Annotated in this window: 31 protein-coding genes; 17 read left to right on the forward strand and 14 right to left on the reverse strand. The window is 40.7% G+C overall.

Features of this window, described 5'->3' with window-relative positions:
- Positions 1-39: 39 nt before the first annotated feature.
- From BM181_RS12630 to BM181_RS12655, 6 genes are all read right to left on the reverse strand, one after another.
- The gene (locus BM181_RS12630; RefSeq protein WP_177207214.1) at positions 40-2,208 is read right to left on the reverse strand and encodes a type IV secretory system conjugative DNA transfer family protein; all 2,169 of its coding nucleotides are present in this window, start codon (positions 2,206-2,208) and stop codon (positions 40-42) included.
- A gap of 5 nt (positions 2,209-2,213) precedes the next feature.
- Entirely contained in the window at positions 2,214-3,020 is an 807-nt protein-coding gene (locus BM181_RS12635) for a TraB/TrbI/VirB10 family type IV secretion system protein (protein ID WP_075445483.1), read from the reverse strand.
- Positions 3,017-3,547 carry a hypothetical protein gene (locus BM181_RS12640; protein WP_143092194.1) on the reverse strand — a complete coding sequence of 177 codons (531 nt, stop codon included), beginning with the start codon at positions 3,545-3,547 and terminating at the stop codon, positions 3,017-3,019. Before BM181_RS12640 ends, BM181_RS12635 begins: the two co-directional genes overlap by 4 nt.
- A 100-nt stretch (positions 3,548-3,647) precedes the next feature.
- The gene (locus BM181_RS12645; protein WP_075445487.1) at positions 3,648-4,466 is read right to left on the reverse strand and encodes a TrbG/VirB9 family P-type conjugative transfer protein; all 819 of its coding nucleotides are present in this window, start codon (positions 4,464-4,466) and stop codon (positions 3,648-3,650) included.
- A 1-nt stretch (position 4,467) separates the two neighbouring features.
- The gene (gene trbF / locus BM181_RS12650) at positions 4,468-5,175 is read right to left on the reverse strand and encodes a conjugal transfer protein TrbF (RefSeq protein ID WP_082336318.1); all 708 of its coding nucleotides are present in this window, start codon (positions 5,173-5,175) and stop codon (positions 4,468-4,470) included.
- 62 nt (positions 5,176-5,237) lie between these two features.
- Positions 5,238-5,558, reverse strand: a complete 321-nt coding sequence (locus tag BM181_RS12655) for a TrbC/VirB2 family type IV secretion system protein (protein ID WP_075445491.1) — start codon at positions 5,556-5,558, stop codon at positions 5,238-5,240.
- A gap of 271 nt (positions 5,559-5,829) precedes the next feature.
- Here BM181_RS12655 and BM181_RS12665 point away from each other — a divergent pair, with 271 nt between their 5' ends.
- From BM181_RS12665 to BM181_RS12720, 12 genes are all read left to right on the forward strand, one after another.
- Entirely contained in the window at positions 5,830-6,096 is a 267-nt protein-coding gene (locus BM181_RS12665; protein WP_082336320.1) for a helix-turn-helix domain-containing protein, read from the forward strand.
- 1,273 nt (positions 6,097-7,369) lie between these two features.
- Positions 7,370-7,549 (forward strand): hypothetical protein, encoded by a 180-nt coding sequence (locus BM181_RS12670; RefSeq protein ID WP_143092195.1) that lies wholly within the window; start codon positions 7,370-7,372, stop codon positions 7,547-7,549.
- A gap of 265 nt (positions 7,550-7,814) precedes the next feature.
- Positions 7,815-9,194: a replication initiation protein gene (locus BM181_RS12675; protein ID WP_075445497.1), complete on the forward strand. Its 1,380-nt coding sequence runs from the start codon at positions 7,815-7,817 to the stop codon at positions 9,192-9,194.
- A 33-nt stretch (positions 9,195-9,227) separates the two neighbouring features.
- Positions 9,228-9,440 (forward strand): DUF7675 family protein, encoded by a 213-nt coding sequence (locus BM181_RS12680; RefSeq protein ID WP_218150122.1) that lies wholly within the window; start codon positions 9,228-9,230, stop codon positions 9,438-9,440.
- Between the two features lie 613 nt (positions 9,441-10,053).
- Positions 10,054-12,285 carry a MobA/MobL family protein gene (locus tag BM181_RS12685; protein WP_075445501.1) on the forward strand — a complete coding sequence of 744 codons (2,232 nt, stop codon included), beginning with the start codon at positions 10,054-10,056 and terminating at the stop codon, positions 12,283-12,285.
- Between the two features lie 139 nt (positions 12,286-12,424).
- Positions 12,425-13,120, forward strand: coding sequence for a lytic transglycosylase domain-containing protein (locus BM181_RS12690; protein WP_075445503.1), 696 nt, complete (start codon positions 12,425-12,427; stop codon positions 13,118-13,120).
- Entirely contained in the window at positions 13,117-13,386 is a 270-nt protein-coding gene (locus tag BM181_RS12695) for a hypothetical protein (RefSeq protein WP_075445505.1), read from the forward strand. The genes BM181_RS12690 and BM181_RS12695 overlap by 4 nt, the downstream gene beginning before the upstream one ends.
- Before the next feature lie 124 nt (positions 13,387-13,510).
- Positions 13,511-13,831 (forward strand): hypothetical protein, encoded by a 321-nt coding sequence (locus tag BM181_RS12700; protein ID WP_075445507.1) that lies wholly within the window; start codon positions 13,511-13,513, stop codon positions 13,829-13,831.
- The gene (locus BM181_RS12705; RefSeq protein WP_143092196.1) at positions 13,776-14,417 is read left to right on the forward strand and encodes a hypothetical protein; all 642 of its coding nucleotides are present in this window, start codon (positions 13,776-13,778) and stop codon (positions 14,415-14,417) included. Before BM181_RS12700 ends, BM181_RS12705 begins: the two co-directional genes overlap by 56 nt.
- A gap of 345 nt (positions 14,418-14,762) precedes the next feature.
- Positions 14,763-14,987, forward strand: coding sequence for a hypothetical protein (locus BM181_RS12710; protein WP_075445511.1), 225 nt, complete (start codon positions 14,763-14,765; stop codon positions 14,985-14,987).
- Positions 14,988-14,989: 2 nt separating this feature from the next.
- Positions 14,990-15,577 (forward strand): JAB domain-containing protein, encoded by a 588-nt coding sequence (locus BM181_RS12715; protein ID WP_075445513.1) that lies wholly within the window; start codon positions 14,990-14,992, stop codon positions 15,575-15,577.
- A gap of 63 nt (positions 15,578-15,640) precedes the next feature.
- Positions 15,641-16,036 carry a DUF3846 domain-containing protein gene (locus tag BM181_RS12720; RefSeq protein WP_075445515.1) on the forward strand — a complete coding sequence of 132 codons (396 nt, stop codon included), beginning with the start codon at positions 15,641-15,643 and terminating at the stop codon, positions 16,034-16,036.
- Between the two features lie 285 nt (positions 16,037-16,321).
- Here BM181_RS12720 and BM181_RS12725 read toward each other — a convergent pair whose 3' ends face one another.
- Entirely contained in the window at positions 16,322-17,527 is a 1,206-nt protein-coding gene (locus BM181_RS12725) for a zinc ribbon domain-containing protein (protein WP_075445517.1), read from the reverse strand.
- A gap of 71 nt (positions 17,528-17,598) precedes the next feature.
- Positions 17,599-17,799, reverse strand: coding sequence for a protein kinase (locus tag BM181_RS12730; RefSeq protein ID WP_075445519.1), 201 nt, complete (start codon positions 17,797-17,799; stop codon positions 17,599-17,601).
- A 527-nt stretch (positions 17,800-18,326) separates the two neighbouring features.
- Here BM181_RS12730 and BM181_RS12735 point away from each other — a divergent pair.
- The 3 genes from BM181_RS12735 to BM181_RS12745 all read left to right on the forward strand — a co-directional run bounded on the left by BM181_RS12735 (position 18,327) and on the right by BM181_RS12745 (position 20,214).
- Complete coding sequence (locus tag BM181_RS12735) at positions 18,327-18,551, forward strand: hypothetical protein (RefSeq protein ID WP_075445521.1); 225 nt, start codon at positions 18,327-18,329, stop codon at positions 18,549-18,551.
- Positions 18,548-19,423, forward strand: a complete 876-nt coding sequence (locus tag BM181_RS12740; RefSeq protein ID WP_075445522.1) for an ArdC family protein — start codon at positions 18,548-18,550, stop codon at positions 19,421-19,423. Before BM181_RS12735 ends, BM181_RS12740 begins: the two co-directional genes overlap by 4 nt.
- Positions 19,424-19,719: 296 nt before the next feature.
- Entirely contained in the window at positions 19,720-20,214 is a 495-nt protein-coding gene (locus tag BM181_RS12745; RefSeq protein ID WP_075445523.1) for an AAA family ATPase, read from the forward strand.
- A gap of 151 nt (positions 20,215-20,365) precedes the next feature.
- Here the strand turns inward: BM181_RS12745 and BM181_RS12750 are convergent, their stop codons facing one another.
- From BM181_RS12750 to BM181_RS12770, 6 genes are all read right to left on the reverse strand, one after another.
- Entirely contained in the window at positions 20,366-20,989 is a 624-nt protein-coding gene (locus tag BM181_RS12750; RefSeq protein WP_075445524.1) for a hypothetical protein, read from the reverse strand.
- Positions 20,990-21,165: 176 nt separating this feature from the next.
- A complete protein-coding gene (locus BM181_RS12755) occupies positions 21,166-22,083 on the reverse strand; it encodes a BsuBI/PstI family type II restriction endonuclease (protein ID WP_075445525.1) in 918 nt (305 codons plus the stop codon).
- Entirely contained in the window at positions 22,049-23,536 is a 1,488-nt protein-coding gene (locus BM181_RS12760; RefSeq protein ID WP_075445526.1) for an Eco57I restriction-modification methylase domain-containing protein, read from the reverse strand. Before BM181_RS12760 ends, BM181_RS12755 begins: the two co-directional genes overlap by 35 nt.
- Positions 23,517-23,852 (reverse strand): hypothetical protein, encoded by a 336-nt coding sequence (locus BM181_RS15185; RefSeq protein WP_371263044.1) that lies wholly within the window; start codon positions 23,850-23,852, stop codon positions 23,517-23,519. Before BM181_RS15185 ends, BM181_RS12760 begins: the two co-directional genes overlap by 20 nt.
- A gap of 5 nt (positions 23,853-23,857) precedes the next feature.
- Positions 23,858-24,352 (reverse strand): nitroreductase family protein, encoded by a 495-nt coding sequence (locus BM181_RS12765; protein WP_231473903.1) that lies wholly within the window; start codon positions 24,350-24,352, stop codon positions 23,858-23,860.
- Between the two features lie 132 nt (positions 24,353-24,484).
- A complete protein-coding gene (locus BM181_RS12770; protein WP_075445527.1) occupies positions 24,485-25,081 on the reverse strand; it encodes a recombinase family protein in 597 nt (198 codons plus the stop codon).
- A 443-nt stretch (positions 25,082-25,524) separates the two neighbouring features.
- Here BM181_RS12770 and BM181_RS12775 point away from each other — a divergent pair, with 443 nt between their 5' ends.
- Positions 25,525-25,962: a hypothetical protein gene (locus tag BM181_RS12775; RefSeq protein ID WP_075445529.1), complete on the forward strand. Its 438-nt coding sequence runs from the start codon at positions 25,525-25,527 to the stop codon at positions 25,960-25,962.
- Complete coding sequence (locus tag BM181_RS12780) at positions 25,962-26,567, forward strand: hypothetical protein (protein WP_075445531.1); 606 nt, start codon at positions 25,962-25,964, stop codon at positions 26,565-26,567. The genes BM181_RS12775 and BM181_RS12780 overlap by 1 nt, the downstream gene beginning before the upstream one ends.
- Positions 26,568-26,757: the final 190 nt, after the last annotated feature.

Genomic DNA, 26,757 nt, shown 5'->3' on the forward strand with positions numbered 1-26,757 from the left:
AAGTATTATAATGGTTATTACAAGAATTATCAACCTAAATCAAAAATCTACACTAAAATCTTCCTGTCCTTCCATAAATGTTCCCGATGTCAAATCGGTAAAGCCATCCGGCTGGGTGAAATCGTCCTGCGGAGAATCATCCCCGGCCTTCGCCTCCGCATCCTCATTATTTTCATCTGCAGCCGATTCCTTTGCAGCTTCTTCATTTGTGGCATCCCCGGAAAGCTTTATTCCTAATGCAGCATCAATCTCTGCATTCATGGCCTCCTGCTGCTCCTCCTCAAATTTCGCTATTTTCTTCTCACTCTTGGCAATAAATTCAGCTTCTGCAATTTCATCCATTTTTTCTTTGATCTCCCGCAGGTATCTAGCCTTCTCCGTCTTTTCCTCATCCATTGCAGTCAAAGCAGCGCAAATCTCCGCTTTTCGTGCCTTGCGCTCCTCCAGCGCATATAAAGAATCTGTTGGAACCTCTGCCTGCAGCCTTTTCATAAAGTTGCTGTCCTTGAAGTATCGGATTTTCCGGCACTTAATCGGTGCTCGTCCAGCCACAAAGATAATCTCCGTTTCACCATCCAGTTCAGATATTTGTGCTGCTGTCATCAAATCCTTGCCCTTTTCCTGTACGTTATAGGAGTTCTCTCCTAGAAATTGCAGCAGGTCATTTCGGAAGGTACGATTTTTTACCTCAATCGTCTCCTTGCCCATCATCTTGGACATATACTCTGGCGTTTGATCATCATTCGGCGTATGGAATACGCGAATGTGGCAGTTATCAATGATACTGGTACTCCGGCCATACATGTGTTGAGCAAAAAGCTGGTTAAGTCCTTGAATTATGATGAATGCCCTAAGGCCATACCCTGCAATGTAACCCAGCGACTTCTCGAACTCCACAATACGCCCCAATGCAGGAAACTCATCCAAGAGCAATAACAGTTTGTGATTGTAGTCCGGGGCAGGCTGGCCATCCTTAAAGGCCATGTGCTCCGTGAGCCGTTGATATATCAGCACTACAATGAGCCTGAAAAACTTGGCCATACGCTCCAAGTCAGACGGTGGCACAATAAGATACAAGGAAACAGGCTTATCAGCATACATTAGGTCACGAATAGAGAAAGATGAATAGCTGGTATTTTTTGCCAGTATAGGATCGGAAAAATCTTTTAGCAACTCCTCTACCGTGGACATAATACCTGCAAATTCTTTTTCCTCCTTCTGTAAGAAGGTATAGGCTTTCTGCTTCACAAAAGGATGAACTCCATCCGCAGCCCCGTATGCTTCCTGTAAGAATTTTTTCTGTTCCTCCGTGTCCCCGTGAATAGTCACCGCCATTTCCCTGAGCCGCTGGCGAATTGGAATCTCACCAAACACGAATCCCAGCACATCCCCGAAAGAGGCATCCCCCTTCTGTATGTACTTTAGATGCAATACTACACCCTCTATCATTGAAGCAGCCAAATCCCGCCAATGATCGGGCTTGTCGCTTCCATCTGGCCGGGCAATGGCATGGACAATATTGATTGTGTCCTTGATTTCATCCTTGGTATAGAGCCGAATTTCATCCAAGGGATTAAACCCCGCGCTACCCTCATCATTGGTCGGATCAAATTTTATGACCGTTTGATGTAGTTTATTCTTGCGATACCCCGAAGTGATACTGTATATCTCACCCTTAATATCTACAAACACTATGGATTCAGACCATGATAACCCCGTAGGGACTACCAAGCCGACACCTTTACCGCTTCGCGTTGGTGCTACTACCAAAGCATGACGATTATCATTGTCCCTTAAATAATAGCCATCCTCCGTCTTGCCAAGGAAAACTCCCTTGCCATCCAGCAGCTTAGCCTCCTTGATGTCCTCACGACTTGCCCAATGAGCCGTTCCGCAACTTGTAAGCGGTTTCTTGATCAGAACACGCCGCAGAACCGCTACAATCACCATTCCGGCCCCGAAGCACATACCAATGATGGAGAACCCCATAGCAAATACTCGAGGGGCATCCTCATAGAACTTAAAAAACCACACCCAAAAATCCCAAGGCGGATAAATAAGCCTCTGCCCAAGAGAAAAAATAGGGCTACCAAGCAATGGTTGGTAGCCCAGCTTAACCGCAAAATATTCAGTAGCTGCCCAATTCCCGATGAGCAGAAAAGAGAGCAATACCCCCAAAAACAAACGCTTTATGCTCTTTTTATCCATACGCATCAACCCTCATACGGCTCAAGCACCAAGTCTTTGTCTACAATGATATTGAACTGATAACCGGGGCGAATGATGATTGTTGGCTGGATATTGAGATTCTTTTGGGTAATGGAATTTACTGCCTGTGCTATGTTTTGAGCTGCACCTTTTCCAGCTTCAGCCCCCCAGCTGTTATCATTTTTCCCTGATGATGTAGCTGCAGCCACACCCCCCGTGGCAACACCACCAAGCACAGCTGACCATAGTGCTCTACCGTAATGGGATTTCACCTTGTCTTTGAAGCCTGAATAACCTTCCCGGTCTCCTCCTACCATATTGCCCAAGAGAATAGACTTGCCATTAGGGAAAATCATACGGTTCCAAATAACCAATGCTCTTTTCTGTCCAAAAGTAGTCTGGGAATCATATTTACCGATGATTTTCGTCCCCTGCGGGATAAGGAGATACTGTCCCGTTGTCGTATCATAGACATTCTCCGATACCTGACCGATGATATTTCCCGGCAAGTCTGAATTAAGACCTGTAATCATAATGCCAGGAATGATTGTCCCGGCAAATAACTGATAATCAGACAGCTTATCCTGCATGAAGTAGCCGGAAAACGTCTCTGTGTCTACTTTCTGCCGAGTAAATGCCTGTTTGGATAACTGCTTGTTCTGATCCTCATCCATTTGCGCCACCTGCTGCTGGTCGGCCAGCACCTTGGCATCATAAGCCTCGTTTGCCGATACTGTCCCTCCCATCAACATCATGGACACCGTGCCCGCCAGTACGGCACTTTTCAGCGATTGTCTGGAAAACCCTGTCATTTCTTTTCCTCCTCGTCCAATTTGAAACCAATGGGGCTTTGATTGGCAGCCATTTTCTCTTTCTGCTTCTCTGCCTCAATTTTCTGCTCCGGCGTAAGCCCACCACGAGCTGCCCCCATGTTTGGAGCAGCTACTCTTGGCATGGGCGTTGTCCGTGGCGTGTAGTTGCTGACAGGAATCCTTGTATAGGCTGGAGCTGGCCGCCGTTCCGGCTCAATGTATTCCACATCATCCTCCGGCTTTTTCAATTTCTTCTGCTTGGATTTCTTTTCGCCGTCCGACTTTTGATCATACTTCTTTGTTTTACTGTCCCCGTAGCTATCCGGCGCATTTTTTAGATGCTCTGGGCTGGTATCAACCGTCTCAACCTGAGATCTATCCTGCTGCTTATTCTTTTGCGCCGTAGATGCCGTAGAAATGCCATAAACAAAAGCCACCGTGAAGATGAGAGCCACCACGCCCAAGCCAATCATCACATTTTTCCGGTTAAATGAAGTGGTTCCCTCCGGCTTTGCCGTCAGTTCCAAATTTTCCCGCAGCTCCTCCTCTGGCACCTCATCCTTCCTATCGTTGCCCTTGCTGGATGACGGGATATATTCCTTCCATCTGCTCAGAAATGACATATCCTTACACACTCCCCCGCTTAATCATCACTTTTGTTGTGCCGACCATCAGCTTGCCAGTCTTGAAGATCCGATCAATCACATAATAGCCACCAACCACTCGATAATTAACCAAAATAGTCTTGCCGTGCTCCTCTATCATGAAAACAGGAGCAACGCTACTCTTGATCTCTGGTTTCATCTTGAGATAAGTCTTCTGCCCATCATCAAAGGCCATTTCTGGCGACCATGAGAGGGACTTTTCCGAAATCCTATATCCAAAATGAAGATTCATGGCGTTTACCGTCATCATATTTTCAATGTCTCGCTCCCTAATCTGCCTATTGAGCTGTTCCCTGCTTGTTTCAACCACCCATGAAACCATAGGATTGTACCGCTGCCCAGAAATAGCATGAATCTGATATGTCCTCATATTGGTATTGATAATGATGTTTGTGGAAAGCCCACGTTTCACGGGCTTTACATAAACGTGCTCCGTCCTTAATGCCCCAGATCCTGCAGAACTACGGTCAATTACCCACCGTGTTGTATCGCCGGCCCCAACATAGGTCACTTTTTCCCCGGGCTGAAATTTAATATCTGTAATAAAGCCATCCTGACAGTAGATCTGATAGGTCTCATGCGGTTCATACTTAAACTCGACTTCCAGCCCGAAAGAAGCTGCATCATAAGGATTCTGGATATAATCTGCCGTCCCATCCTCTCCGGCCACAGGCGTTCCCAGCGATTCCAAAGACTTAGCCTGTGCTGGTGCTTCTCCAGAAAATAACAGGGAACTTGCCACCAAGGCGGCTACTGCCAGATATTTCTTCTTGTTCATCATCTTATCTCTCCTTGCTCCATGAAATATCATCAAGATAGATTCCGAAAGGATTATGCTGGATAACCTCCTCCGATGTCGGGCGCGACAACTTTACTGTAACAAAAGCCGTCATAGTATATTCCGATTCCAAATCCACCTTATCAAAGACCTTCTCTTTCCAACGCACCTGATAGGTCAGATTCTTGCCGGTCTGCTTAGTAATACCAATGATTTCTACATCCGTAGCCTTGCCATCTTTGATGTCCTGCAAGGGATGTTCGTCCTTCATCAGCTCTCCCAACTTCTTTTCACCGCTTTTTGTCAGGAAATACTTCACATCGTCCCCATTATGACGATATTGAACAACATCCTTGGGAACCATACGCAGCTTCATGATGGTTTGGCCAAGGAAATATTCGATTGATGATTCTTGTACCACATATTCCTGACTGGCCTTAGTCACATTCCCTGCAGCCCCCGTTTTGTCTACATCCACATAATAGGGAACTGCTGCCGGGCGCGAACTGGCGTAGATAAGCCCTCCTCCCAAGAAAACCGAAAGAGTAATGGAAGCAAAGGCCATAAGCCGCCAGTTGGCTGCTCGAACTACTGCAGCCCCCATTGTCCCTTCATAACGCTTCCGGGCAGCATTGAACCGATTTTCTGGCTCATCCATTTTCGCCGTATGAGGAAGCGGTCTTTCGTCAAATTCTGTTTTATGTTTCATCATAACCTCCCATGAATAGCCAAACAGCGACAGTTACCTGCCGCTGTCTTAATCTGATGGGCAATTTAGCCGCCAAACGATGCAATAAAGGATGCAACACCTAAAGCAAGAGCAAGACCACAAATACCCTGTAAAAGGCGTCTACCAGCTCCGCCGCCTTCACCGCAGGCAATAGCAATACCCGTGATGACTACGATGATCGTGCAGACACCAGTTGCCACTGGCCCAGTAACAGATTCCTGAATGGTTTCCAGCGGCCCTTCCCATGGCATACCAGCATAGCAGCGCGATGCTGCAGCCATAAAGCCTGTTGTCATGCTGGGAACTAATACTTTGGAAAGACTGTTCTTCCTTTTTACAACGCGTTGTAAGATGTTCCTGTTAATCTCCTTTCATGACTAGAATCATCATTACAGTAATCATTATAATACTAGGTCGAACTATTTTCAATAGAGAAAAGATAATTTTTATTATAGTTAATAGTAAAAAGCATCGAGATATAATCATAATTATAGAGATATGTAAGAAAAAGATAATTATAGGTATTAAAATATTATTAAAAGGTATGATAAAAAAATGGACATTAATTGAATAATAATTTATAATATACATATATTGCAGAGGAGCATTACGCTTTGCAACGAGAAGGAGACAGATATGGAAGCAAAAAAAGGTATTCCCAAATCTCACCTATCCGAAATCATGGGCGATCGAAAACTTCGTATCGCTGACGTGATAAGATGTACCAAGGTTGGAAGAAACACTTGTGCCAGAGTTTATCAAGAGAAAGACATGGAGAAAATGACACTGGGCACCTTCATTACGTTATGTGATGGTTTAGGTGTTTCACTCAACGAGTTGTTGGAGTATCATCCTTTGAAGAAGTACAACCCCGAAACTCAACAATGTGAAGACTATGAATAAGAGAGAGGATGTCTTAAATGACATCCTCTTTTATTACTCTATTTATAAAAACTGTATTAAAAGATATATATAACTGTGTTTATTTATATATGATGTATATAATAATATAATTAATACATAGATAATAAAAAATATATTAATTATCTGTTGTGTAGACAATACGTATTAATTAATGAATAAAAAAATAATATATATTTAATACAAAAGCAAACAAGCAAAAAGTACAAGAAGCTATGGATGATCAAAAGAATATCAGGTGTAACTTTTTGTGAAATAGCAAAAATTATGCTTGACAAGCAAATATACATGTGCTATTTTTTGCTATTCTTTATAACAAGCAAAATATTTAATATGCTTTCTGAGCTTCGCAGCCCTTGTCTGGCGCGGGTTCCCAGCTCTAACTATCACAAATTGGCTTCGAACTATCACAAATTGGCCACGAACTATCACAAATTGGCTTCGAGAAATGGCCGTTTTGTGATGTAAAAAAAGAACTATCACAAATTGGCTTTTATTATCCACAATTTATCCACAGACTTATCAACAAGTTTATCAACAGTCAGGAAATTTATAGGATTTTATAGTCAGAGGTTGAATCATTTTGCTTATAGCTTGTACCAATAATCGGGATAGGGCTTGGCTAACATTTTGAAAATCTGGTTTATGATGTATCACATATTGGACACAATTAATAGTATACTGTTTTAGTATACTATTAATTGGTAAGGGAAAGAGCCGATTTGTGATAGTTTATAATTCGTTGTGGCCAGGTATGATAAGGGATGTATAGTTTCATGGTTTTGAACATGTAGATTTGCATTCGTTATAATTGAAAAGTATTAAACAGAAATCATGATGAAATATATTTAACATTTTTCATGTTAAATAGTTGACATTATAAACTGATGTTCATAATGTCAGAGCAATATTACTGACTGGCCGGGAGAAAATCTTTGCCAGTTTTTTAATACACTTTTTAATACATATACATTGCATTAAGACATAAAACATGGTATAATAAAAAAGAAGCTGATGAGCCGTGGATCTAACTTCTGCTTATCAACTTCCCTTCAAGTTGCGAGAAATAGCCGTGAGGCGGTTCTCGGCATAAAGGTATAGGAGAATATAGACGGATACAAAAAAAGCCCTCTGCGAGCCTGTGAGAGCTTCAAGAGAGCTTTTTTCTGCCGGATATGAAATTGTGTTAATTTATCAGACGGGAAGCGGTTTGGCCGTCTCTTGTCGGAGAGGACTAGATATGGAGTTTAGATGCTTGCAGGATTTTTCCAAGCTGGTTTCCTGCTCTGATATTGCAGCTGAGTACCAGACGTCAAGAGCCACGGTGTATCTGTACTGCAAGAAAGGGAAAATCAAGGAGTGCGTGAAAACAAGACACGGCTATCTGATTGATCCTACTGCCGTGGAAGGTATCTGGGCTAAAAGGGAAAAATAAAAAAGGTGCCTTCATGAGGGAAAGACACCTTTTTCGTAAAGATTATTACCCCATAGGGGACTTTATGAAAAGTATAGCAAGACATAAATCATTTTTCAAGAGTAATACTTAAATATTAATTTATGTATTACTTTGGCATTACAACAGTAATAGGATGATATATAATATATATTTATTAAAATATGTATTATATATAGTATTAAGAGACTTTGTATTAAGAAAATAATATATTTTAAATACAAAATATATTAAATGGAGATTTCGTATGGTAGATAACAATGATATTTCACTTATGAATGTTCATCCGCTTAATCCGACTAATCAGGTAACAAAAGCCAATTATCTTATCGAGGGTAATTATAATATGAGCCTCCCTGAATCAAAAATAATGGAGGCTGTTCTTTCCATGTTGGATGAGAACGAAGAAAAAATGAACTACATAGAAATCGACACAAAGGAACTGTGTAATTTTGTCAAAGTAAACCTGCGTGAGCTTAAAGAATTTACTTTAGATATGGTAAAAAAAGCCGTGGTATTTACTGGTAGGGATGAAGATGGAACGGAAAAATTGATACAAACCACATGGTTAGATTCTGCCGTTTATTATCCTGCAAAGGGAATTGTTCGGTTGAGAGTAAGTGAGGAATTAGCTCCGTATCTTTTAGGTCTTAGACATCGAAAACTTCCTTATACGAGATTCGCAGTCGATGAACTGATTTCGGTTACTTATTATACAAAAAGAATCTATGAACTAGCTATGCAATACAAGAAAATCGGCAAACGGCCAGAAATGACTATACAGGAATTTAGGCAGAAGTTGGGCATTGATGACAATAAATATGCGTTGTTTGCACACTTAAAATCAAGAGTTATCGATCCTTCTATAAAGTCTATTGCAGGAAACGAAAAAATGCCGTATCTTGTCAGCTATGAATTGATAAGAAGCGGACGCGCATATAAGAGTATAATCTTTTATACGAAAAAGAAAACTGTTTATATGGATAGCCTTAGTGATAATAGTACAGAAACCATAACAACGGCTAAAGATATTCAAAAAATGGAAATCGAAAAAGTAAGAGAATATCTTCGTGGTTTTGGTTTTGATGAAGCAGTGCAAAATGGTTATGATGAAGGACAATTAAGGTTTATTGCCGACCTACTCTACAAGAAAATCAATGCAAGTGTTCTGAAAAAATTCCTTAGCGAAAAAGGTTTTGACTATGTGAAAAAAAATAATGACATTGCTTTGCAAAGAATGGCCAATGGCGGAAAAAGCTATGGTGCAATTCTGTTCTCTGCGCTGAAAGGTGATTATGCTGGCGAAGCAGAAGAACAGAGGAAGAGACAAGCGCAGATGCAGAGCAATGGCAAGACCAAAACTGCAGAAGAAATCAAGGAACTGATAAAGCGTAATGAAGAAGCATACGCTCAGCAAGATAAAGAAAAATTCTCTGATGAGGTAACGATAATCAACGATATAGAAATTACATTCTTAAATCGAAGCATTGCTAGAAAAGGAGATTGTTCAGAACCAGCTGCGCATCGAATTTATTTAAAACATAAAAAAAGCACTGTGCCAAAGATAAGAGAAGCAATTAAGTTGCTGGAAGCTGGCAAAGAAATCCCGGTCAATTTCTTTAAGTAAGTTGGCCGGGATGAAAGGAATCAGGTGGGAGTTTTGGAAAAGAAAAGATTTTTCAAAGAAGAACCACATCATAAAGTATGGTGGGTTGATAATAGCGATACTGTTGGTGTGTGGAAATTTAGCTTTGATAAAAAAACGATATTCAATCTTTTTCAAGATTATCCTTATAAACTAACTAAGGAACAGAAAGAAATATTTGACAGTGAAAATCCAGATTGGAAAGATTTCTTTTCTGATAGACGATAAGATCTGTGAGAGCATCCCTAGCGAATTTTAATAGCGTTAGGGATGTTTTGGTATATATAAAAAATGGTTTTTGATATAATGGATGTATCAAAGCTGATTTGATGTTGAGGATGGGCAATATGATACAAGGTGTTCTGTTTATTATGGCAGCTGGATTTCTTTTAGGTGTGGTTGTCGTTATTATAGGTGGTGCCTTGGGATTCGTGAAAGGTATCATTGATTTTTTCCGCGGTAAATGATCTCTACTTTTCTAGTGGGCTTGTTTTTGCTTTCAGAATGGATTGCACTGTAATCATTCTGTTTTAGCACCGGGGCAATGGAGAGGCCAGGCATAATGTGATATTTTTGATGGCAATGTCGCGGATGGACCGGATGTGGCAACAGGCAGTGATCAGGAATTTTTGTTAATTCGAAGATGCTGCGAAATTTGTGTTGTTCCCTTTCAACGAGGGGGCAGTCGTGGTATAATATCAGAGGGAGGAATGAGATACGCGGTGTCCTCCCCTTTGGGAAGGCGCACTTATGAGTTTCTCAAACCTGCGGTTCGAGAAACTCGTGCTTACAGGCCGCGCAAGGCGCGGTAAATGTTTTACTAATGGGAGGAGGTGAACTCATGGCAACGTATCATTGTTCTGTGAAGCATGGCAATGTTGGTAACGCTCGCCCTCATGCAGATTATATCTGCCGAGAGGGCAAGTTTGGCACTGCCAAAATGAAAGAGCAGTTAGTATACAAAGAATCTGGCAATATGCCATCCTTTGTATTAGAAGACCAGCAGGATTATTGGTTGGCTGCCGATGAGTTCACCAGAATCAACGGCAGAACATACGAAGAATTTGAAGTTGCTCTTCCCCAAGAGCTTTCGGATGAGGACAATTTGAAGCTGGTCAAGGCGTTCATAGCTGAAGAGATAGGCGAGAATAATGCCTATACCTTTGCCATTCACTCTAAGCCCGCAGCGAATGACAACGAGCAGCGGCAAATCCATGCCCACATCATGTTTTCTCCTAAAGTTCAAGATGGAATTGAACGAACCCGTGAGCAATTTTTCAAGCGTTATAATGCGAAAGAGCCGGGCCGGGGTGGCGCAAAAAACGATACACGTTTTAGCACCCTTCAAGGCAAACTGGAAATTGCTCGTGTCCGTCTGAACTGGGAGAAGAAGATAAATCGTGCCTATGAGGAGCACGGTTTAGAACACCGCGTTTCTTCAAAGTCTCTGGCCGTCCAGTATGCAGAGGCTTTGATTAATGGCGATAAGGACAAGGCTTTTGTTCTGGATCGCCTGCCGCAAGTTCACCTTGGCCCTAAACTTACCTACACTTCTCTGCGTGAAGCAGCAAAGTATGTTGACCAGAGAAAATACTATCTGGAAGATGCCCCGAAGAAAGTTCGTCATAACTTCATAGCTCGTCAGGAAAAGAAACTGGCAGAAGAAATTATCATCAAACGCAGAGAGCGTATCCTTACCTTGAAGGAAAATCTTGAAATCAAGGCACAGGAACGCTCTGTTCGTGATGAAATGGCTGAAAAAGTTCTGGCTGAACCAGTTATTGAGCGGCAGGATGAAAGTTCACGGGATATTGAAAAGCAGCTGGCCACGCAGCTTACTTTGTCCCGGGCAGAAATTTCCGCTGCAACTAAGGAGCTTCAACATTTCCGCCAGCAGAAAGAGAACTACATCCTTTCTGATCAGAAGATTAAGGAGCTTGCTAATGACATCTACACGAAGCAGGAAACCAAGCGTATTAGAACGCAGGTGACTAAGTGCAAGGAAGACATGGCAGCCCTTAACAACCTTAAAGCAGAATGGAGCGAAAAGGCCAAGGCTGGAACGCTTACCCCAGAGCAAGAAAACATCTATAAGCAGCAAGCAAAAATATTGCAGGAAGCCTATGCGAAACGTAGCGAAGGACTGAAGGAACGCATTGAAAAGATGAAGCAATCCTTGGCTACAGAAAAGGCGCAAAAGGCAACGCAGGAAATTGCCGATTCTATCCGTAAGCGCGTGGATATTGCCCGCCAGCGAATTGTGGATAGAAAAGAACGCATCAATAATTTGAGAGCGCAGAGCTTTATCCTTAATTCCTCCCGTGCCAGCTTGATTGAAATGGAAAAGTTTGCTCATGAAAAGAACAAACTTTGGAACCGTGCTGAAAGAAATAGCCTTGATATTGAGAAAATCAAGGCTATCAAAAATCCGCATGAACGCTTGAAACTCATTCGTTCTAAGCTTGTGGAAATGAATTATCAGCAGCGTGGGCTGGAATACAAGACATCGAAGCTCAACCGATTCATGATGAAAAAAGAATTTGCCGTAAATGCAGCCAAGAGTGTTTATACGCATGGCCAGTATAAACAGTATTTGAAATTAGGTCAGGAGATTGAAAAGTTACAGAAAGAATACCTCCTTGCTCCCGGCAAGTCGGAGCTGAAAGAGCAGCTTGATTCTAAGCTGCAGAAACAGCAGGATATGAAGGTTAAACTTACAGATATTCTTTCTTCTGCTCATGCAAAAGCCAGCATTGAGCGTATGGTGGAAGCCCGTATGGAAAAGAATTATGTATTGGAGGCCAGAAAAACTGTGATGGCTGAAAATGTGCATGAGATCCTGCGGATGAAGGAAGAACTGACAGAAATGCGGGAACAGGCATCTAAGGATATTGCCCTTGAACGCCAGAAGGATGGACTGGAACAGGCTGCATCCAGCTTGATGGATAATATCAAGGAAATTGCCAATTTGCCAGAAGCACACGCATCTAGTGGTATATCCGTGCATCTTGGAGATTCATCTGACCTTCTCTTAAAAGATAAGACTTTGAAACGGACTGGCTATGAAAGATGATTTAGATACAAATAGGACTTTTAGTCCCTAAAATATTGTTTTTTTGTAAGATTCCTCTTAAAAGCTTCTAAAATCTATGATTTATGTCCGTTTCTAATGGAAATTTAATGGAAAAATGGTATGATGAAGGAGTATTGTGATGAGAGTAACAATCATAATTGCATGTCTGGTGCTCAATTTGATAGGTGGAGGAATGGCCTTTGCAAGTGAGCTGCCGGATGACACTCAATTTGACAGCATGTATTATTCGTTATCTGTTGATGATGAGCAAAGTAAGAACGCCCTTCAGAACTCGGCAAATTCCGAAGCTGGGGCGCAGGAATCAATGGATGGAAGTTTCCCGATGGCAACTTCCGATGATTTTACCCTTAGACTTGGGCAGTACATTGGAAGCGAAAGCGGGATGGGAAGTGACTATGGCAATTATGTGGCCGGCCTAATATTAGAAAACGCTTCGCAGTATGGTGTTGATCCAATACTGGCCGCCAGCCTTTTCGAGCAGGAAAGTCATTTCCGTATGGATGCAGTTTCGGGAGCCGGAGCGATTGGCATAGCGCAGCTTATGCCAGATACCGCTCAACAAATGGGGTATAATCCCTACATTTTGGAAGAAAACGTCAAAGGTGGCATTGAATATTTGAGCTATCAGCTGAAGCGATTCCAATCGGCAGGAGACTTACAGAATAGCTTTGCGATAGCTGCTTATAATGCCGGGCCTTATGCAGTTCAAAATTATGGTGATGTGCCCCCCTATACCGAGACAAGACGTCATGTAACAGCAGTAGCGAACAATTATGCAGACATAACCAATTTTACTGGAGGACTGTATCAATGAATGATTTGTCTGTGAATGAAGCGTATCAGGGGTTGATTATGCAACGTGTGGATGTTATTGATCGAGCTGTTATGCAGCGCGATGAATATCTGGAAAGGGAAAAGGCCTTGTCAGAACTTGAAATTATCTGTCAGGAGGCTGGGAAAGCTGATTTCTACCTCAACATGATTGATAAGCTGCAAAAATTCGAGTACCTGATGGCTTCAAATTGCTATGCGCTTGGTGTCCGGGACAGAATACAGATGGAGCGCATGGAAATCATTTGACAATATTGATACAATGCTAGAAAAGAGCGCATTTTGCGCTCTTTTCTTTTTCTCTATAATGATTGTATTAAGACATAAAACATGGTATAATACATATAGATTTTGATTCATGGGAGGTTTCTCTATGGAGCTGGATTTATATAAATTTCTGCAGACGGGCAATATTGTAATCTACCGCAACGGTGAAAAAGGTATCGTTGTCTTGGATGAGAACGAGCTGGATGCAGAAGGCCGGGCAAAGATTTATATTGCCCATGAGGAGTATAAGCTGGATGTGCGCCTAAACTATGATCTTGACCTTCGCGGTCAATGGTTTGGCGAGGACATCATGAAGATTGTAGAATCTGAGCTATCGACCATTCGTGATCATGGTCTTGATGCAGCTGCAGATGATGGTACAGTCCTATGGACACGCTCGGAGGAAAGCTATGAATGTAGCCATTGAGGAATGTAAGGAAATTATAGGACATCGCCAGTATTGGCTGCTCAATGACCTTGAGCACCGGGAGATTTTTCAATTTCTTTGGGATGATTGCGATACGCTGGAGGAATTTACCGACCTTCTGTATAGTGACCCGAATATTTGCAATACCAAGGCTGCAGCTTGGTTCCTGCATTATGATACGGATGCTTTTGCGGGCTTCCTTTCTCGGTGGTTTTCCCGGCAGCAGAAACAAAATTGTGTGGATAGTAAGCAAAAGTTCATTAGCCTTTCCAGTGATGGGATGAAAAGCATATTTCCTATGGCCATGCTTTTGACGGATTCTTATATTTACCGTGATGAAGAGGATTTCTATGTGGCTGTGGTTGAAGATGATGACTTCAATCCGTGGCTCTTTAATTTCCATTCTCTCGTGTGTGGCGATAATATAAGCGTTGAGGGGCATCGTTTGCAGGGAAACTATGCTATTTACTATGCCGAGGGGTATCTGGCCTTCTGGAAGCTTCCTGTGGCCGTCTGGGAGGCTATTATGGAATCAGGTATCTATGAGGATGTCCATGAGATTGGCGAGGAATATAATTCAGACTAGGTTTTTTTGAAAAAAGATATACATAAATCAAGATTATATACGTTTACAGGCAGATTCTTCAGGAGTCTGTCTTTTTTGTTGTCTTTTCTGGGCGTTCCCCTTCGGGTCGGGCTTTCGTGAATGGAGCCAGCGCGGCTGTCTCCACCCTTCGGGCTTCAATCCCTAACGCGGGGTTCGGGTTCGTGGCCTCTGGCAGCACGCGGCAGGCGGCAGACCGCGTGCTTTACGTTTGCAGCCGGACGGGGCCGGAAGATAGGTTGTACTATCGCCCGGCCAGCTCATAGGCCAGGAGCTGGCCAGGCTCCGTTACTTTTGTTTGCGCCTCGATGAGCAGGAGGCGCAAACATGGAAGCTTTCCCTGAACGGGAAAGCCAAAAGCATTTAATCTATCTTTTTTTTTGCCGGGGCAAAGCCTATCACCCCCTCCTTCCACCCGCAAGGCCAAGCCGCTTCGCGGTGCTGCGCAGCCTTGCGGGTTCCCTCCGGGCGCGATCCCTTCCGGCCATCAAAAAAAAAGAAAAACGCAGCAGGGGGTTCGGAAAGAACTCTCAAGCGCAAAAGGAGTGCTAATGATGAAAAATTACAACATGACCACAAAGACGGACGCAGAAATGCTTGCAAAGCTCTTAAACCTTCCTGAAAAGGCTCTGCAATCTCACACGTTGCAGGAGGTGATGACCTCCCCTATGGCCATCAAGGGCGTGGGAGAAAAGAGCAAGGAAAAATTGATGATGCTTAATGAACTTTCCCGCCGTTGGAACATGGAAACAAATCCCGTTGATACCATTCACGGCCCCGAAGATGTAGCGCATTACCTTTGGCCAAGATACAGGGACGAAATGAGAGAACATTTTGTACTGGTGCTATTGAATGCGAAAAATCACATCATAGCAACGCCAGTCGTATCCATTGGAAGCCTTTCTGCTTCTGTGGTACACCCTAGAGAGGTATTCAAGGAAGCTATTTTATATTCTGCGGCTTGTATGATTCTTGTGCATAATCACCCATCGGGCGACCCAACGCCGAGCCGTGAAGATAAAGCGGTGACGGAAAGACTGGTCAAGTGTGGAAAAATTATGGATATACCTGTTTTAGACCATGTGATTTTAGGCAGATTCCACTTTTTCAGCTTCAAGGAAAAAGGGTTGATGAATAACTAAACAAACAAAATGGAAAGCCCCGCCGTCAAGGGACGGCGGGGGAAGAAAAGGAGAACTGACACCATGAAAAAAATGATTGTACTTACTTTCGAAATTGACCACGAAAATTTTAAGATTTCCCCGCAAATCAGAAACATCGACAAAGAAAATTCCCTGCATGAAAAATATAAATATATCGGGTGCGATTTGGTGGACTGTAAAGACTTTGATATTGATGGTAAAACCTTTACAGTATGGTTTGACGATGAGTTTTTATTAAAAGGGCGAGCCGTTCCCACCATGCTATTAAATGAGGACGGATATAAAACCATACTTTGCAACAACCTCCTTTTTACTGGCTTCACGGATGAAGGCGAGGAAAGAGGCTTGAAGATGGACGAAGTGCATAAAATCATAGATTACATATACAATACACGGCAGGAACTCATGGACGAAGTTCACGCCATGATGAAGCAATAAGGAAAGCCACCAGCCACCGCGCCAAGCGCGGTAGCTGGTGGCCTTTTCCAAAATCGCCCCGCTTACGCGGGGATCATTGGGGTTCCGTGGTATAATAATACTGTGGTTATGCTACAAGGAAAGGACTTTGCTACATGAATGAGCTGCAATTAAAAGAACTCTCTGCCCTGCTTGATACATTGAATCAGGCTTTTGTTAAATTCACTGCTGAAGAATCATTAGAGCGTTATCGGGGGAGCATCCTTAAATAAGAGAAAGGAGGGAGCAAAAGCTCCCTCCTTTCTCTTATTTAAGGGCATTTATATCTGCTATATCTGTTATGTTAATCATTCCATCTTTTGCCTCTACTAAACACTGGTACCCACTCTTTAGTTTTATTTTCAATGTATATTCTTTATCAGATAATCCCCATTTTAGCGAATCACCACCTAAAAACCATCCTAATGCAGCCTTTTGTCTATTGAAATTTTTCTCATCATATTTTTCTAGTGTTTCCACATCAAAAAATAGATATTCTGTAAAACTATCAAATCTTAATGGTGCTACTAATCTATCGTATTTACGAATTATGTTGATTTTTTTATTATCTTTATCTATATCATACGGAAAATCTGATTTGATGATAGAAGGTAATAAATCTTTATACTCTTTGTCATTATCAAAATTAAAATTCTTTAAAATTTTTATGTATTTTTGTATTGTCGATACTACGGAATTTTTGTCGTTTACTTTCATGGATATAACACTGTATTTAGTATAAATATCCACCGTAGATTCTTGGCCTGCACGAGCTGCATATATTTCATCTATGGGGATTTGTCTCGGTGTATGTCCTTTTAATCTTAGTTCAAACGTATTATCTACTGCATATAGTTGAGCTTTATCTTTTCCCCATCTAGTGCCAATATCACAAATCAAATTACTGTTATTATTTTTGTATGTGACAATAGAATTGTCGAGAAGTCTCTTTTGTGTATCGATTATAGTAGGGATAGCCTCTGGATTATCAGGAAATGTATATTTTTCATTTCCTATTTCAATACATTTTATTAACAGCATCCATTTTCCTTGTTTTATTTCTGTGTTTAATGGATATATTTTATCAGAATGCTTAAAGAATAACATATTTCTTATTATATACATCATTCTTTGATTAGTTATAACAAAAACTCCACCTTCTGCATTATCTTTTCCCTGCTCACTACCCTTAACGATATACTCTATTGATTCATTACTTTTCAAAATTTCGAGGAGTGCTTTTTTTGTTTTTGGATTTTTCGCCATATATCCATGTTTATCTGCCTGTAATATCTGTTTTTCCCTATCTATTGGAGTTGTTTCTGTATTGGGTTCTAAATCAGCATTTAATTCTTTTGTTGATTCGTTATCGTCCCTATTTACATCTCCTCTAATGAGTGTAACTTCATTCCCACAATTATAACAAAACTTCGCATCGTCCGGCAATTTTGTCCCACATTTCACACAAAACATAAGAAAATCTCCTATTTATGTCAACTAAATTTCTCTCGACGAAAAAAGAGCGTATAAACGCTCCTTCTTTTTTATCTAATTTTGCTAAGGACTTCACCGGCGGACAGATTATTATTCTTCATGTAATCCAAAAGCTCTTGGTAATCATTCTGAGCCTTTTTGCTTTGAAGTGCGGCTAATTGTTCTTTTAGGGACTTGATTTCCTCTTTCTTCTTTTCGATTTTTGCTTCAATCGTTGAAATCTTTTCCTCATAGTTTGCTTTTCTTGCCATACTGAAAAACCTCCATAGTATATTTCAAATTTTGATACTTATTTTATTCTATATTACTGCTATTTATCCTTCTTTTTTTGATAAAATTGGTGAAATTTGCTTACTTTTATTCATCGCCCCTTTATACGCTCACAGATGGCCTAAGTGCATTATTCCTATGTGGGGTATATATTTATATGCGCAAATGAAAATACGAGCCTTACAGGGCATTCTGAGAGGCCGTTTTTGAGATAACCCGCTTTTTTAGTATACGGTTGCTTTTTCGGGGGGAGGGCGTTCCCCTTCGGGTCGGGCTTTCGTGAATGGAGCCAGCAGGTCTGTCTCCACCCTTCGGGCTTCAATCCCTAACGCGGGGATCGGGTTCGTGGCCCTTGGCAGCGCACGGCAGGCGGCAGACCGTGCGCTTTACGTTTGCAGCCGGACGGGGCCGGAAGGTAGGTTGTACTATCGCCCGGCCAGCTCATAGGCCAGGAGCTGGCCGGGCTCCGTTACTTTTGTATGCGCCTCGATGAGCAGGAGGCGCATACATGGAAACTTTCCCTGAACGGGAAAGCCAAAAGCATCTAATCTATTCTTTTTTTTGCCGGGGCAAAGCCTATCACACCCTCCTCCCAGCCACAAGGCCGAGCCGCTGCGCGGTGCGTGGCAGCCTTGTGGCTTCCTTCAGGGCGCGATCCCTTCCGGCCATCAAAAAAAAGAAAAATTCAGCAGGGGGCAACGAAAAACACCCCCAAGGGAGGAAATCACCATGAAGAAGGATATTAAAGCAGAAGTTATGAAGATGGTCACTGAAAAGATTGCAACGAGCAAACGCCTACCATGGGACAGCGGACTGCTCAACAAAGTGCTTATGCCGGTCAATGCTAAAACCATGAAAGCCTATCGGGGGATCAATATGCTGATTCTCTCCTTCTTAGGAGCCGGGGAAACCAGTGAATATGTTACCTTCAATCAGTGCCAAGAATTAGGCGGGAAAATCAAGAAAGGCTCCAAGTCCTTACCTATCGTCTATTGGAACCGTTGGAACAAGGTAGAGAAAAGACCTGCCGAGGATGACGATAATCCTGATGATTGCTATGCGTTCCTTAAATTTTATAATGTGTTTGAGGTTGAAGCCCAGACGGAAGGACTGGAGCGTAAGCGGCAGGTCATCACCCGCGATAACCAGCCACTAGAGGAAGCCGAAGCCTTTATAGCGACCTTTGCAGAAAAGACGGGTGTCACGATGGAGCACGAAAGCACCACCAAGCCGGGAAAAGGCAGTGCTTATTATATCCCCAGCCGTCACCTTGTCCAAGTGCCTCCCCGTAAGGAGTTCAAAACCTCCGAGGCTTATGTGGCTACCTGCTTTCATGAGTTGGTACACAGTACGGGCAAGGCGATGGGCAGAAAGGCTGATGAGGAGGACACGGCACGGATCAGCTACTCTAAAGAGGAAATCGTGGCCGAGTTCGGTGCGGCTCTCCTCTGCCGTCAGTTCGGCATCACTTCCGAGGATGACAACACGGCAGCCTATTTGCAGGGATGGAGCGAGGCCATCAAGGAAAATCCCGACTGGCTCATAAATGGCGCTAATGCAGCACAGAAAGCCGTTGATTATATGAATGAGGTCGTAGCAGGATAAAAGAAAGGCGATGCCAGAAGGCACCGCCTTTCTTTTATGGGGATGAGTTAATCTACAGAACGGATTTTTAGATGTACTTGCCGATAAAATTACAGATAGAATAGTGAAAAAGCTACAGGAAAAAGAAAGCTGAAATAGGCTTTCTTTTTCAGACTCTAGACAAAGAAAATATTAAACTCAGCCTCTGTATATTCAAAGAAATATTATGCAGAGGCTATTTTTTTGGAATGAATTATATTATAATAGAAGAAAACTGCAAAACAGTTCGACAAATTTGAAGTTTTAGGTGAGAGGATATGAAAAAATTATATATAATTGGCGGAACAATGGGAGTTGGCAAAACTGCTGTTAGCCAGCAACTAAAATCTGATTTACCCAATAGCGTATTTCTTGATGGGGATTGGTGTTGGGACGCAAACCCTTTCCAAGTAACCAATGAAACCAAAGCAATGGTGACAGATAATATTTGTTACTTACTAAATAACTTTTTGCATTGCTCTGCTTATGAAAATGTGATTTTCTGCTGGGTAATGCATCAACAGTCTATCATAGATTTTATCTTGGAAAAGCTGGATACACAAAACTGTGAGGTGAAATGTATTTCGCTTATTGCTGATGAAGCCAGTTTGCATAAGAGATTAACTACGGATGTGGAAAGAGGTATTCGTGCCGAGGATGTAATTGAAAGAAGTGTAGCAAGAATACCGATGTATCAAACATTAAACACGATTAAAATTGATACCAATGAAAAAACGGTGGCTATGATTGCAAATGAAATCAAGCAGTTGTGATGCTACCAAAGAACCATTTATAGGAAACAGAAAATTTCAGTTTGATGGAGCGTCACCGAACACCATATGAGGTCCATTTTGAGAAAGTGTTGCACTTAGCTTGACAATCCGTCGCTTAAAAAAATTGCCCCGCTTACGCGGGGCAATCGGATCACCAATCATATTGATGTAATTCTTTTTTCAATATTTGAATTTCCTCTTGTAACGAGCAACGTGCTTGATATGTTTTTAATAATTTAAGGTTCATAGTTTGATAATCTATATTATCAGGAGCTTTCCATGTTTTTACTTGAACATTAGTATTTCTATTAGAATCTATATTTAACGAATGCAAAAATGCAATATCTAATGAGGAGAAAGATCTTTTTACATCGTCACTAAATGATAGTTTTTGCAGATGAGAAGATAATGTGATTATCTGTAAATATATAACTTCTCGTTGTAATTCTATTTCATCTTCGGTATATTTATCGTAACTTTCATCTTTTAAATACTTTTTGTATTCTAGTAACCACTTATAGTCCTGACTATATAAATCTTCTAAGTGAGCAAGCAAGCACGCCTCAAAGACGCCATATTCTTTTACTACCTCTTTTCCTTGTGAAGGGGGAGCAATAGGGGAACCATTGGCATTCATCTTTTCCCCTTGGCGGTACTTATCCAAGGCAACCTTCATAAAAGCCCATTCTTCGTCAGTAAGACGGAACCCACGCATTTTCTTATTTATTTCCTGTTTCTTCCGGCCTGCGCCGTCTCGTGCTCCACCCCAGCCCATTTTATTACCCTCCGTTATGTTAAACATAAATCAAGTTGAAAAGTGTTAAATATTTATCATCTTGAATATAGTTTAGCATAAATCAAAGAAAAATTCAAGTTTATATATCTTAAATTTCATTTTATACCAGATTGTAATAAAATAAACCTGCCAATAGGCAGGTTTATAAATCTTTTTTATCTAGGCCCCATAAATTTATCACCATTAAGATGAATCATATGTTCAGGCATATCTGCAATCCATACTTCTGTTTCCCATGCTAAACTATCAGCGAATTTTTTATACGTTTTAAAATCTAAAAATGCAGTAACATAAATTTTCCCAGCTTTAACATTTTTTGTCATTGTTGTAATTTCATCTATTCTCTTAGGGTCCATAGGGCCTACAGATGTAACAGATTCAATAAAGTAAATCCAATCCTTTTCTTCGTTATATAAAACCACATCCGGCATCTTATCATGTAATGTTATTTCAAAGCCTAGCGATTTTAATTTTTCTTCGTTTTTTACCATATCTTTTTCTATGGTATCACCAACATATAGGCATGTTGAATTAGGAGCGAATCTTGGTGCAAATTCTTCTATAATAGCTTTTTGAAGTTGATTATGTGCTCCTGCTGAAAATGTAAAATCTTGATTGTTTATTTTAACTGGCATTTTTTGCATTTTCTTTTTTGATGCGTAAATTTCAATTAAAGATTCATGTGAATTGCGAAAAGAATTTATTTGTTCATCCCATTCATCAGAATTTATATATTGCAGTAGTGCACATGATTCTGGAGTTAATCTGTATCTATAATTAGGGCTGTTAGTAGCTTTTCCATTATCTTCTATGATGGCTGCTCGTCTAAAGTGGTGCATTGCCTGCTTTCTAATTGTTTCTCTACTATTTTCAGCATAATCTACGTTATAATTATTTTTTGCAAATTGGATTATATCATGTATTCTAATCCAATTATTAGAGGCTTCTGTCCATTTATCACTTTCACCAATATTTGCTAATGTAAGTAATGCTAAACAGCATACATCAGCTTGTTGTTGTTTGGGCATTCCAATAGCTTCAAGAAATTTTTTTGCATCTTCTAGTTTCGACATCTATATATTCCTCCAAAATATCATCACATTTGTTTTCAGAAAGATCTTTACCTAAAAGTAATTCTCTCCCTAAATATTCAATACCTTCTATTGTCGGAATAGGCATGGTATTTACTTCTGACGAGTTTACCTGTGTAGAACCGTTTAGTATACGATAATACCTATCATATATCGACGAATTGAAAAGGCAGTATAATCCATATACTATTTCCTTGGACAGTTCTTTTTTCTTACTAGCAATAAAATTTAGTTTGTTTTGAGTGCTAATATTCTCATATTGTGGGAAATCTTCCTTTAGATAGATGCTGCACTGCAATCGCCGTGATTCCTCTTTTGAAGTAAATCTCTTGACAAACAAATAATTATAATTTGGCTGGAGTAAACTATTTTTCTTCGTATCTATGTATTCTCCGTGCTTTCCTATTGGAAAAATAATTCTTCCATCTCTTAAGTGCTGTGCAAAAAACATAGGGATATTATCATCTGTTGGTGAATCCATAAGATGTTCTGTTTCTCGAAAATCAACAGTTAAACCTGTTTTCATTTTCATATTAAGAGACATTAATGTGTTATTAAAATTATTTAAGCGTTCTAATACATTTACATCTTCTTTATTAGTTACTAAGTAGACATATTTGTTATCATCGTGTCCTATCACTAAATGAAATGGTACAATAATTTTATTTAAGTGATGAAAATCATAAGTTGTTTCTGTAGATGTGATTGTAACTGTTTCAGGTATTATATTAGTTTTTTGAAGTTTAATAATTATGGTTTCCTGTAATACAGATTCTTCTTCAAAAACCTTATCACGACTTACAAATAAGTGTATATGTTGCAATGCTGTATTATTAAATAAAAAATGCCGAAAAGCCTTAAAATAAGCACCAGAAGTCCAAGAACGCGGTATAATATATACCATTTGCCCCATATCAATAAGATTTTCTATACTTCTTGAAGCAAATAAAAAGTATAAATTAGGTGCTCCATGCACTACATGATTCATAGAAGTTGCTTCTTCAGCCGAACGGTTTATTTTCATATAAGGCGGATTGCCTATTATAATATCTGCGAATGATTGTGGTTTAGATTGACTAGTTATGTAATTTTTAGTAATGATGGTATACTCTAATTTAAATTTGACAGATTTTTTTATGTAATCAAGATTGTTTTTTAACAAATCTAATATAGCAGGTTCAACCTCATAGCAAGTTAATGATACACTATTTATATTCTTTTCTTTTTGTAAACGCTCCATAAGGGCAGCCGTAAGTATTCCTGACCCCGTACCGGGATCTAGTATGCTTAAATGTTTTTTTGGGGGAATATCAAAAAGACTAGCCATAAATATAGCTGTTTCACGACTTGTAAAAAATTGCCCTATTTTTTTTCTCGTTTTTTTAGGCATTGCATCTAAGTAATACTTTGTTTTATCAATAACATATTCGAGCATTTAATAATCTCCTATTTGTGTCTATTGCCTTTACTGCTTTTGCAGTAGCAACCATATCTACCTTGAAACTAAAACTTTCTTTCCCAGTCTGTTGTCTAAAAAATTCTCTAAATCTGTTACCGCAATTAACCCCACACTCGATCACTCCTGTATCTAAAGTAAGATTTGTAACTACAGCCTTCTTTTTTGGTCTTACGACTTTCTTTGCAGGTGAAATCTTCTCTCCAGAAAAATAAGCTTTAATAACTGCGTTCAACTGTACCTTACTACTTGGAGCTTTTAAACCATGGGCCTTACATATTTTTATTAGCTCAATCTAAATCAGATTTCCGTATACGTAGCTTTCCTTCGCGGTCTTGCATCTGGATTTTCATCTGCATAGCCCACTATTATGATTCCAGTTACATAATCTTTATCCGTTAATCCTAGTAAATTTCTCATTTCATCCTGCTCATACCAACCTGTCCAGCATGTAGCTAATCCCATATGTTGTGCCTGTAATAAAATATGAGTAATAGCTATTGCGCTATCTCTAATGGTACGCTCCATACTATCGTCTTTACGATATGTTGATTTTCCTACACAAACAATAAACACAGGTGCTTGAAGCATCCACTTTTGATTATGGTCTAGCTCACAAATCTTCTCTTTCATTTCTTTTGATTTCACAACAATGAAATCCCATGGCTGTTCATTAGAACCGGAAGGTGCCAATGAAGCAGCTAATATCAAATCACTTATTTGCTCATCTGTAACTCTTGTTGATTTATACTTTCTGATACTTCTTCGATTCAGAATTTCAGGTAAAATATCCATGATTTCTCCTTTTTTTATTCAAATCTGTTTCTATTCATAATCACTATTTTGGTCTTAAGTCAATAAAGTGGACACCGAAAGTGCGACTTTACGCCGCACCTTCTGCATGAACTGCAGCCGGTGTCTTGTAGCCTATTTTGATAACTGTGCGGGTTTATCATTTATATGAATGCCGGAGCTTTTTAACCATTTGTATACTGTTGGCCGGGAACATCCGCATATTCTGACTAATTCGCTAACAGACGAAATTTCCCTGCATTGGTATTTTGTAACAAGGTTCTGCCAGTCGGCGGGCTTCTTGGCCTCTTTGCGCCCCCGGTACTTCCCCTGTGCTTTGGCCAGGGCTATCCCTTCCCGCTGCCGTTCCAGCATGATCTTGCGCTCGAAGGTAGCAATGGCCGCGAACATGGTCATTGCCAACTCTCCGGCAGGCGTGGATGTATCGAAGCTCTCCTTTAGGGATATGACCTGCACCTGCTTATCCTTCAGCCGCTGCACAATGTCCAGCAGGTCTTTGGTGCTACGCGCCAGCCGGGAGAACTCCGATACATAGACCGTATCGCCCTCACGGGCGAACTCCAGCATGGCCTGAAGCTGGGGCCTGTCAGTATCTTTGCCGGATAACTTGTCTAGGAAAATTTTCTCAACCTGTGCCTTTTCCGTCAGCTCCACCTTCTGCCGTTCCTCATGCTGCTCCATCGTGGAGACACGGACATAGCCTATATTCATGTAAATCCCCCCTCTTTATAAAAATAGAATCATATTCTTATTGATATTATATCAAATAACAGTTATTTTATAAAGACAAGCATTGATTCTATGGCCATAGCGTTATATAAAATTAGAGCATGGTCTAATTTTATATAATTGTTATAATATTTGTATTAAAACATAAAACATGGTATACTTACAGTACAGCCATTAACGATAGAATAAGAGGCGAAATTAAGATGACAGACGAAGTATATAAATATTTTGCCGAGCAATATAAAAAGCACCGTTTGTAATGGCCGGAAAATTACCTGATGATTTTTCCAGCAAAGAGGAAGTAGATCAATGGGTAAAGACATGGAGTAATGCCGCCAGTACCGTGCGAAAGTATATCCGTTCTGGCAATCATATAGATGACCCTGATGATTTCTAAGCATAGCTGAATGGGAAAGGAGAACAACATGGAGCAATCCAATGATGAAGTAATCACCTTGCGCGTGGGTAAGGAGTTAAAAGCGGCTTTCATCGAAATGACCGAGAAAAACCGCACCACTCGCGCCAATATGTTTCAAACCCTTATCACCAAATATAGAGCCAGCAAGCAAGCAAAAAAGTTCATTGACCTGCAGGAAGCCCACGAACGTCTTGCCGCTACCTGTGATGAGCTGCAGCAGCAACTCTTTGAAGTATTCACTACATATAGTGATTCCCTTGATGCCGTTCAGGAAGCTGCCGGCGATATTGACCAGTTAAGGACCGAAAACCAAAAACTTGTCAATATGATTTTAGATCAACAGCAAACCATAAAATCCAAGAATCAAGAAATTGCAGAGTTACAGGATATGTTGGACTATCTGACTGCCGAACTGGAGAAAGTCCAAAATGGAGAAAAATCATAATGGAAATTACCAGCATCCAAGATCTTAATAAATTATTGTCCACTGCCGAAGTGTCAGAGCAATTTGAGATAGCCACCACCAATGTCTTTTCTGCTTGCATCAACCACCGCTTAACCGAGGATGAAGCAGTGGAAACAGCAGTAGGTTGGTTTATTACCCGTGAAGGGGCCAAACGTCTCTGGAAGCCTCGACAAAGCATAGAAGATTTCCTTAATGAAAAATTCATTGGCCATACATGGCCACGCGAAGACCTATTGAATACAGCCAGCAAAGAAGTCCGGGCTGTATTAACCGCAGAAAGGAAGCGCAAATGTCGCTTCACTTTGCTGGATGCAAACCGTCTGCAGGTGGAGTTCAAAGATAAACGTGTCATTTTCTACAACAATTCCACCGATGTCCATAGCTTCCACATCAGCGGAATTTCTCCAGTACAGGAAACCACTATCTACACATCCCCCCGTGGACGTAAGGATGAAGTGTTCCGGGAATCCTATCCCACCCCATATGAGGCACAACAGCGCATTGATTCCTTCCACGGCTCCGAGGGATGGGCTAGGCTAGGCGAGAGAGAAAAAGAGTATTCTACCATAGGTGAAAGAATATAAAAAGGCGCTGTGAAATCACAGCGCCTCATTTTTATCTCTTACTCTGTTCTTTATATCCCCCAGTTCAAAAGTGTGTATTGATGTTGAAATAATTTTTGTAATGCTTGACTTTATCAATCGTAAGTATATTCCCTCCCCCCAAAAATGTCAAACTAATATTACATCATCCTTGGATATTTACACCATAATC

It is taken from the genome of Pseudoselenomonas ruminantium (assembly GCF_900113715.1).
Classification (GTDB): Bacteria; Bacillota; Negativicutes; order Selenomonadales; family Selenomonadaceae; genus Selenomonas_A; species Selenomonas_A caprae.

What these genes read in the sequence shown, in the direction of transcription:
- BM181_RS12665 (WP_082336320.1), top strand. Translation starts at nt 5,830, where the DNA reads ATGGAAGCAAAAAAAGGTATTCCCAAATCTCACCTATCCGAAATCATG.
- trbF (WP_082336318.1), bottom strand. Translation starts at nt 5,175, where the DNA reads ATGATGAAACATAAAACAGAATTTGACGAAAGACCGCTTCCTCATACG.
- BM181_RS12725 (WP_075445517.1), bottom strand. Translation starts at nt 17,527, where the DNA reads ATGTTTTGTGTGAAATGTGGGACAAAATTGCCGGACGATGCGAAGTTT.
- BM181_RS12700 (WP_075445507.1), top strand. Translation starts at nt 13,511, where the DNA reads ATGGAGCTGGATTTATATAAATTTCTGCAGACGGGCAATATTGTAATC.
- BM181_RS12740 (WP_075445522.1), top strand. Translation starts at nt 18,548, where the DNA reads ATGAAGAAGGATATTAAAGCAGAAGTTATGAAGATGGTCACTGAAAAG.
- BM181_RS12685 (WP_075445501.1), top strand. Translation starts at nt 10,054, where the DNA reads ATGGCAACGTATCATTGTTCTGTGAAGCATGGCAATGTTGGTAACGCT.
- BM181_RS12675 (WP_075445497.1), top strand. Translation starts at nt 7,815, where the DNA reads ATGGTAGATAACAATGATATTTCACTTATGAATGTTCATCCGCTTAAT.
- BM181_RS12765 (WP_231473903.1), bottom strand. Translation starts at nt 24,352, where the DNA reads ATGGATATTTTACCTGAAATTCTGAATCGAAGAAGTATCAGAAAGTAT.
- BM181_RS12715 (WP_075445513.1), top strand. Translation starts at nt 14,990, where the DNA reads ATGAAAAATTACAACATGACCACAAAGACGGACGCAGAAATGCTTGCA.
- BM181_RS12705 (WP_143092196.1), top strand. Translation starts at nt 13,776, where the DNA reads ATGATGGTACAGTCCTATGGACACGCTCGGAGGAAAGCTATGAATGTA.
- BM181_RS12760 (WP_075445526.1), bottom strand. Translation starts at nt 23,536, where the DNA reads ATGCTCGAATATGTTATTGATAAAACAAAGTATTACTTAGATGCAATG.
- BM181_RS12645 (WP_075445487.1), bottom strand. Translation starts at nt 4,466, where the DNA reads ATGATGAACAAGAAGAAATATCTGGCAGTAGCCGCCTTGGTGGCAAGT.
- BM181_RS12775 (WP_075445529.1), top strand. Translation starts at nt 25,525, where the DNA reads ATGGAGCAATCCAATGATGAAGTAATCACCTTGCGCGTGGGTAAGGAG.
- BM181_RS12745 (WP_075445523.1), top strand. Translation starts at nt 19,720, where the DNA reads ATGAAAAAATTATATATAATTGGCGGAACAATGGGAGTTGGCAAAACT.
- BM181_RS12770 (WP_075445527.1), bottom strand. Translation starts at nt 25,081, where the DNA reads ATGAATATAGGCTATGTCCGTGTCTCCACGATGGAGCAGCATGAGGAA.
- BM181_RS12690 (WP_075445503.1), top strand. Translation starts at nt 12,425, where the DNA reads ATGAGAGTAACAATCATAATTGCATGTCTGGTGCTCAATTTGATAGGT.
- BM181_RS12750 (WP_075445524.1), bottom strand. Translation starts at nt 20,989, where the DNA reads ATGGGCTGGGGTGGAGCACGAGACGGCGCAGGCCGGAAGAAACAGGAA.
- BM181_RS12635 (WP_075445483.1), bottom strand. Translation starts at nt 3,020, where the DNA reads ATGACAGGGTTTTCCAGACAATCGCTGAAAAGTGCCGTACTGGCGGGC.
- BM181_RS12730 (WP_075445519.1), bottom strand. Translation starts at nt 17,799, where the DNA reads ATGGCAAGAAAAGCAAACTATGAGGAAAAGATTTCAACGATTGAAGCA.
- BM181_RS12695 (WP_075445505.1), top strand. Translation starts at nt 13,117, where the DNA reads ATGAATGATTTGTCTGTGAATGAAGCGTATCAGGGGTTGATTATGCAA.
- BM181_RS12780 (WP_075445531.1), top strand. Translation starts at nt 25,962, where the DNA reads ATGGAAATTACCAGCATCCAAGATCTTAATAAATTATTGTCCACTGCC.
- BM181_RS12720 (WP_075445515.1), top strand. Translation starts at nt 15,641, where the DNA reads ATGAAAAAAATGATTGTACTTACTTTCGAAATTGACCACGAAAATTTT.
- BM181_RS12755 (WP_075445525.1), bottom strand. Translation starts at nt 22,083, where the DNA reads ATGTCGAAACTAGAAGATGCAAAAAAATTTCTTGAAGCTATTGGAATG.
- BM181_RS12735 (WP_075445521.1), top strand. Translation starts at nt 18,327, where the DNA reads ATGGAAACTTTCCCTGAACGGGAAAGCCAAAAGCATCTAATCTATTCT.
- BM181_RS12710 (WP_075445511.1), top strand. Translation starts at nt 14,763, where the DNA reads ATGGAAGCTTTCCCTGAACGGGAAAGCCAAAAGCATTTAATCTATCTT.
- BM181_RS12630 (WP_177207214.1), bottom strand. Translation starts at nt 2,208, where the DNA reads ATGGATAAAAAGAGCATAAAGCGTTTGTTTTTGGGGGTATTGCTCTCT.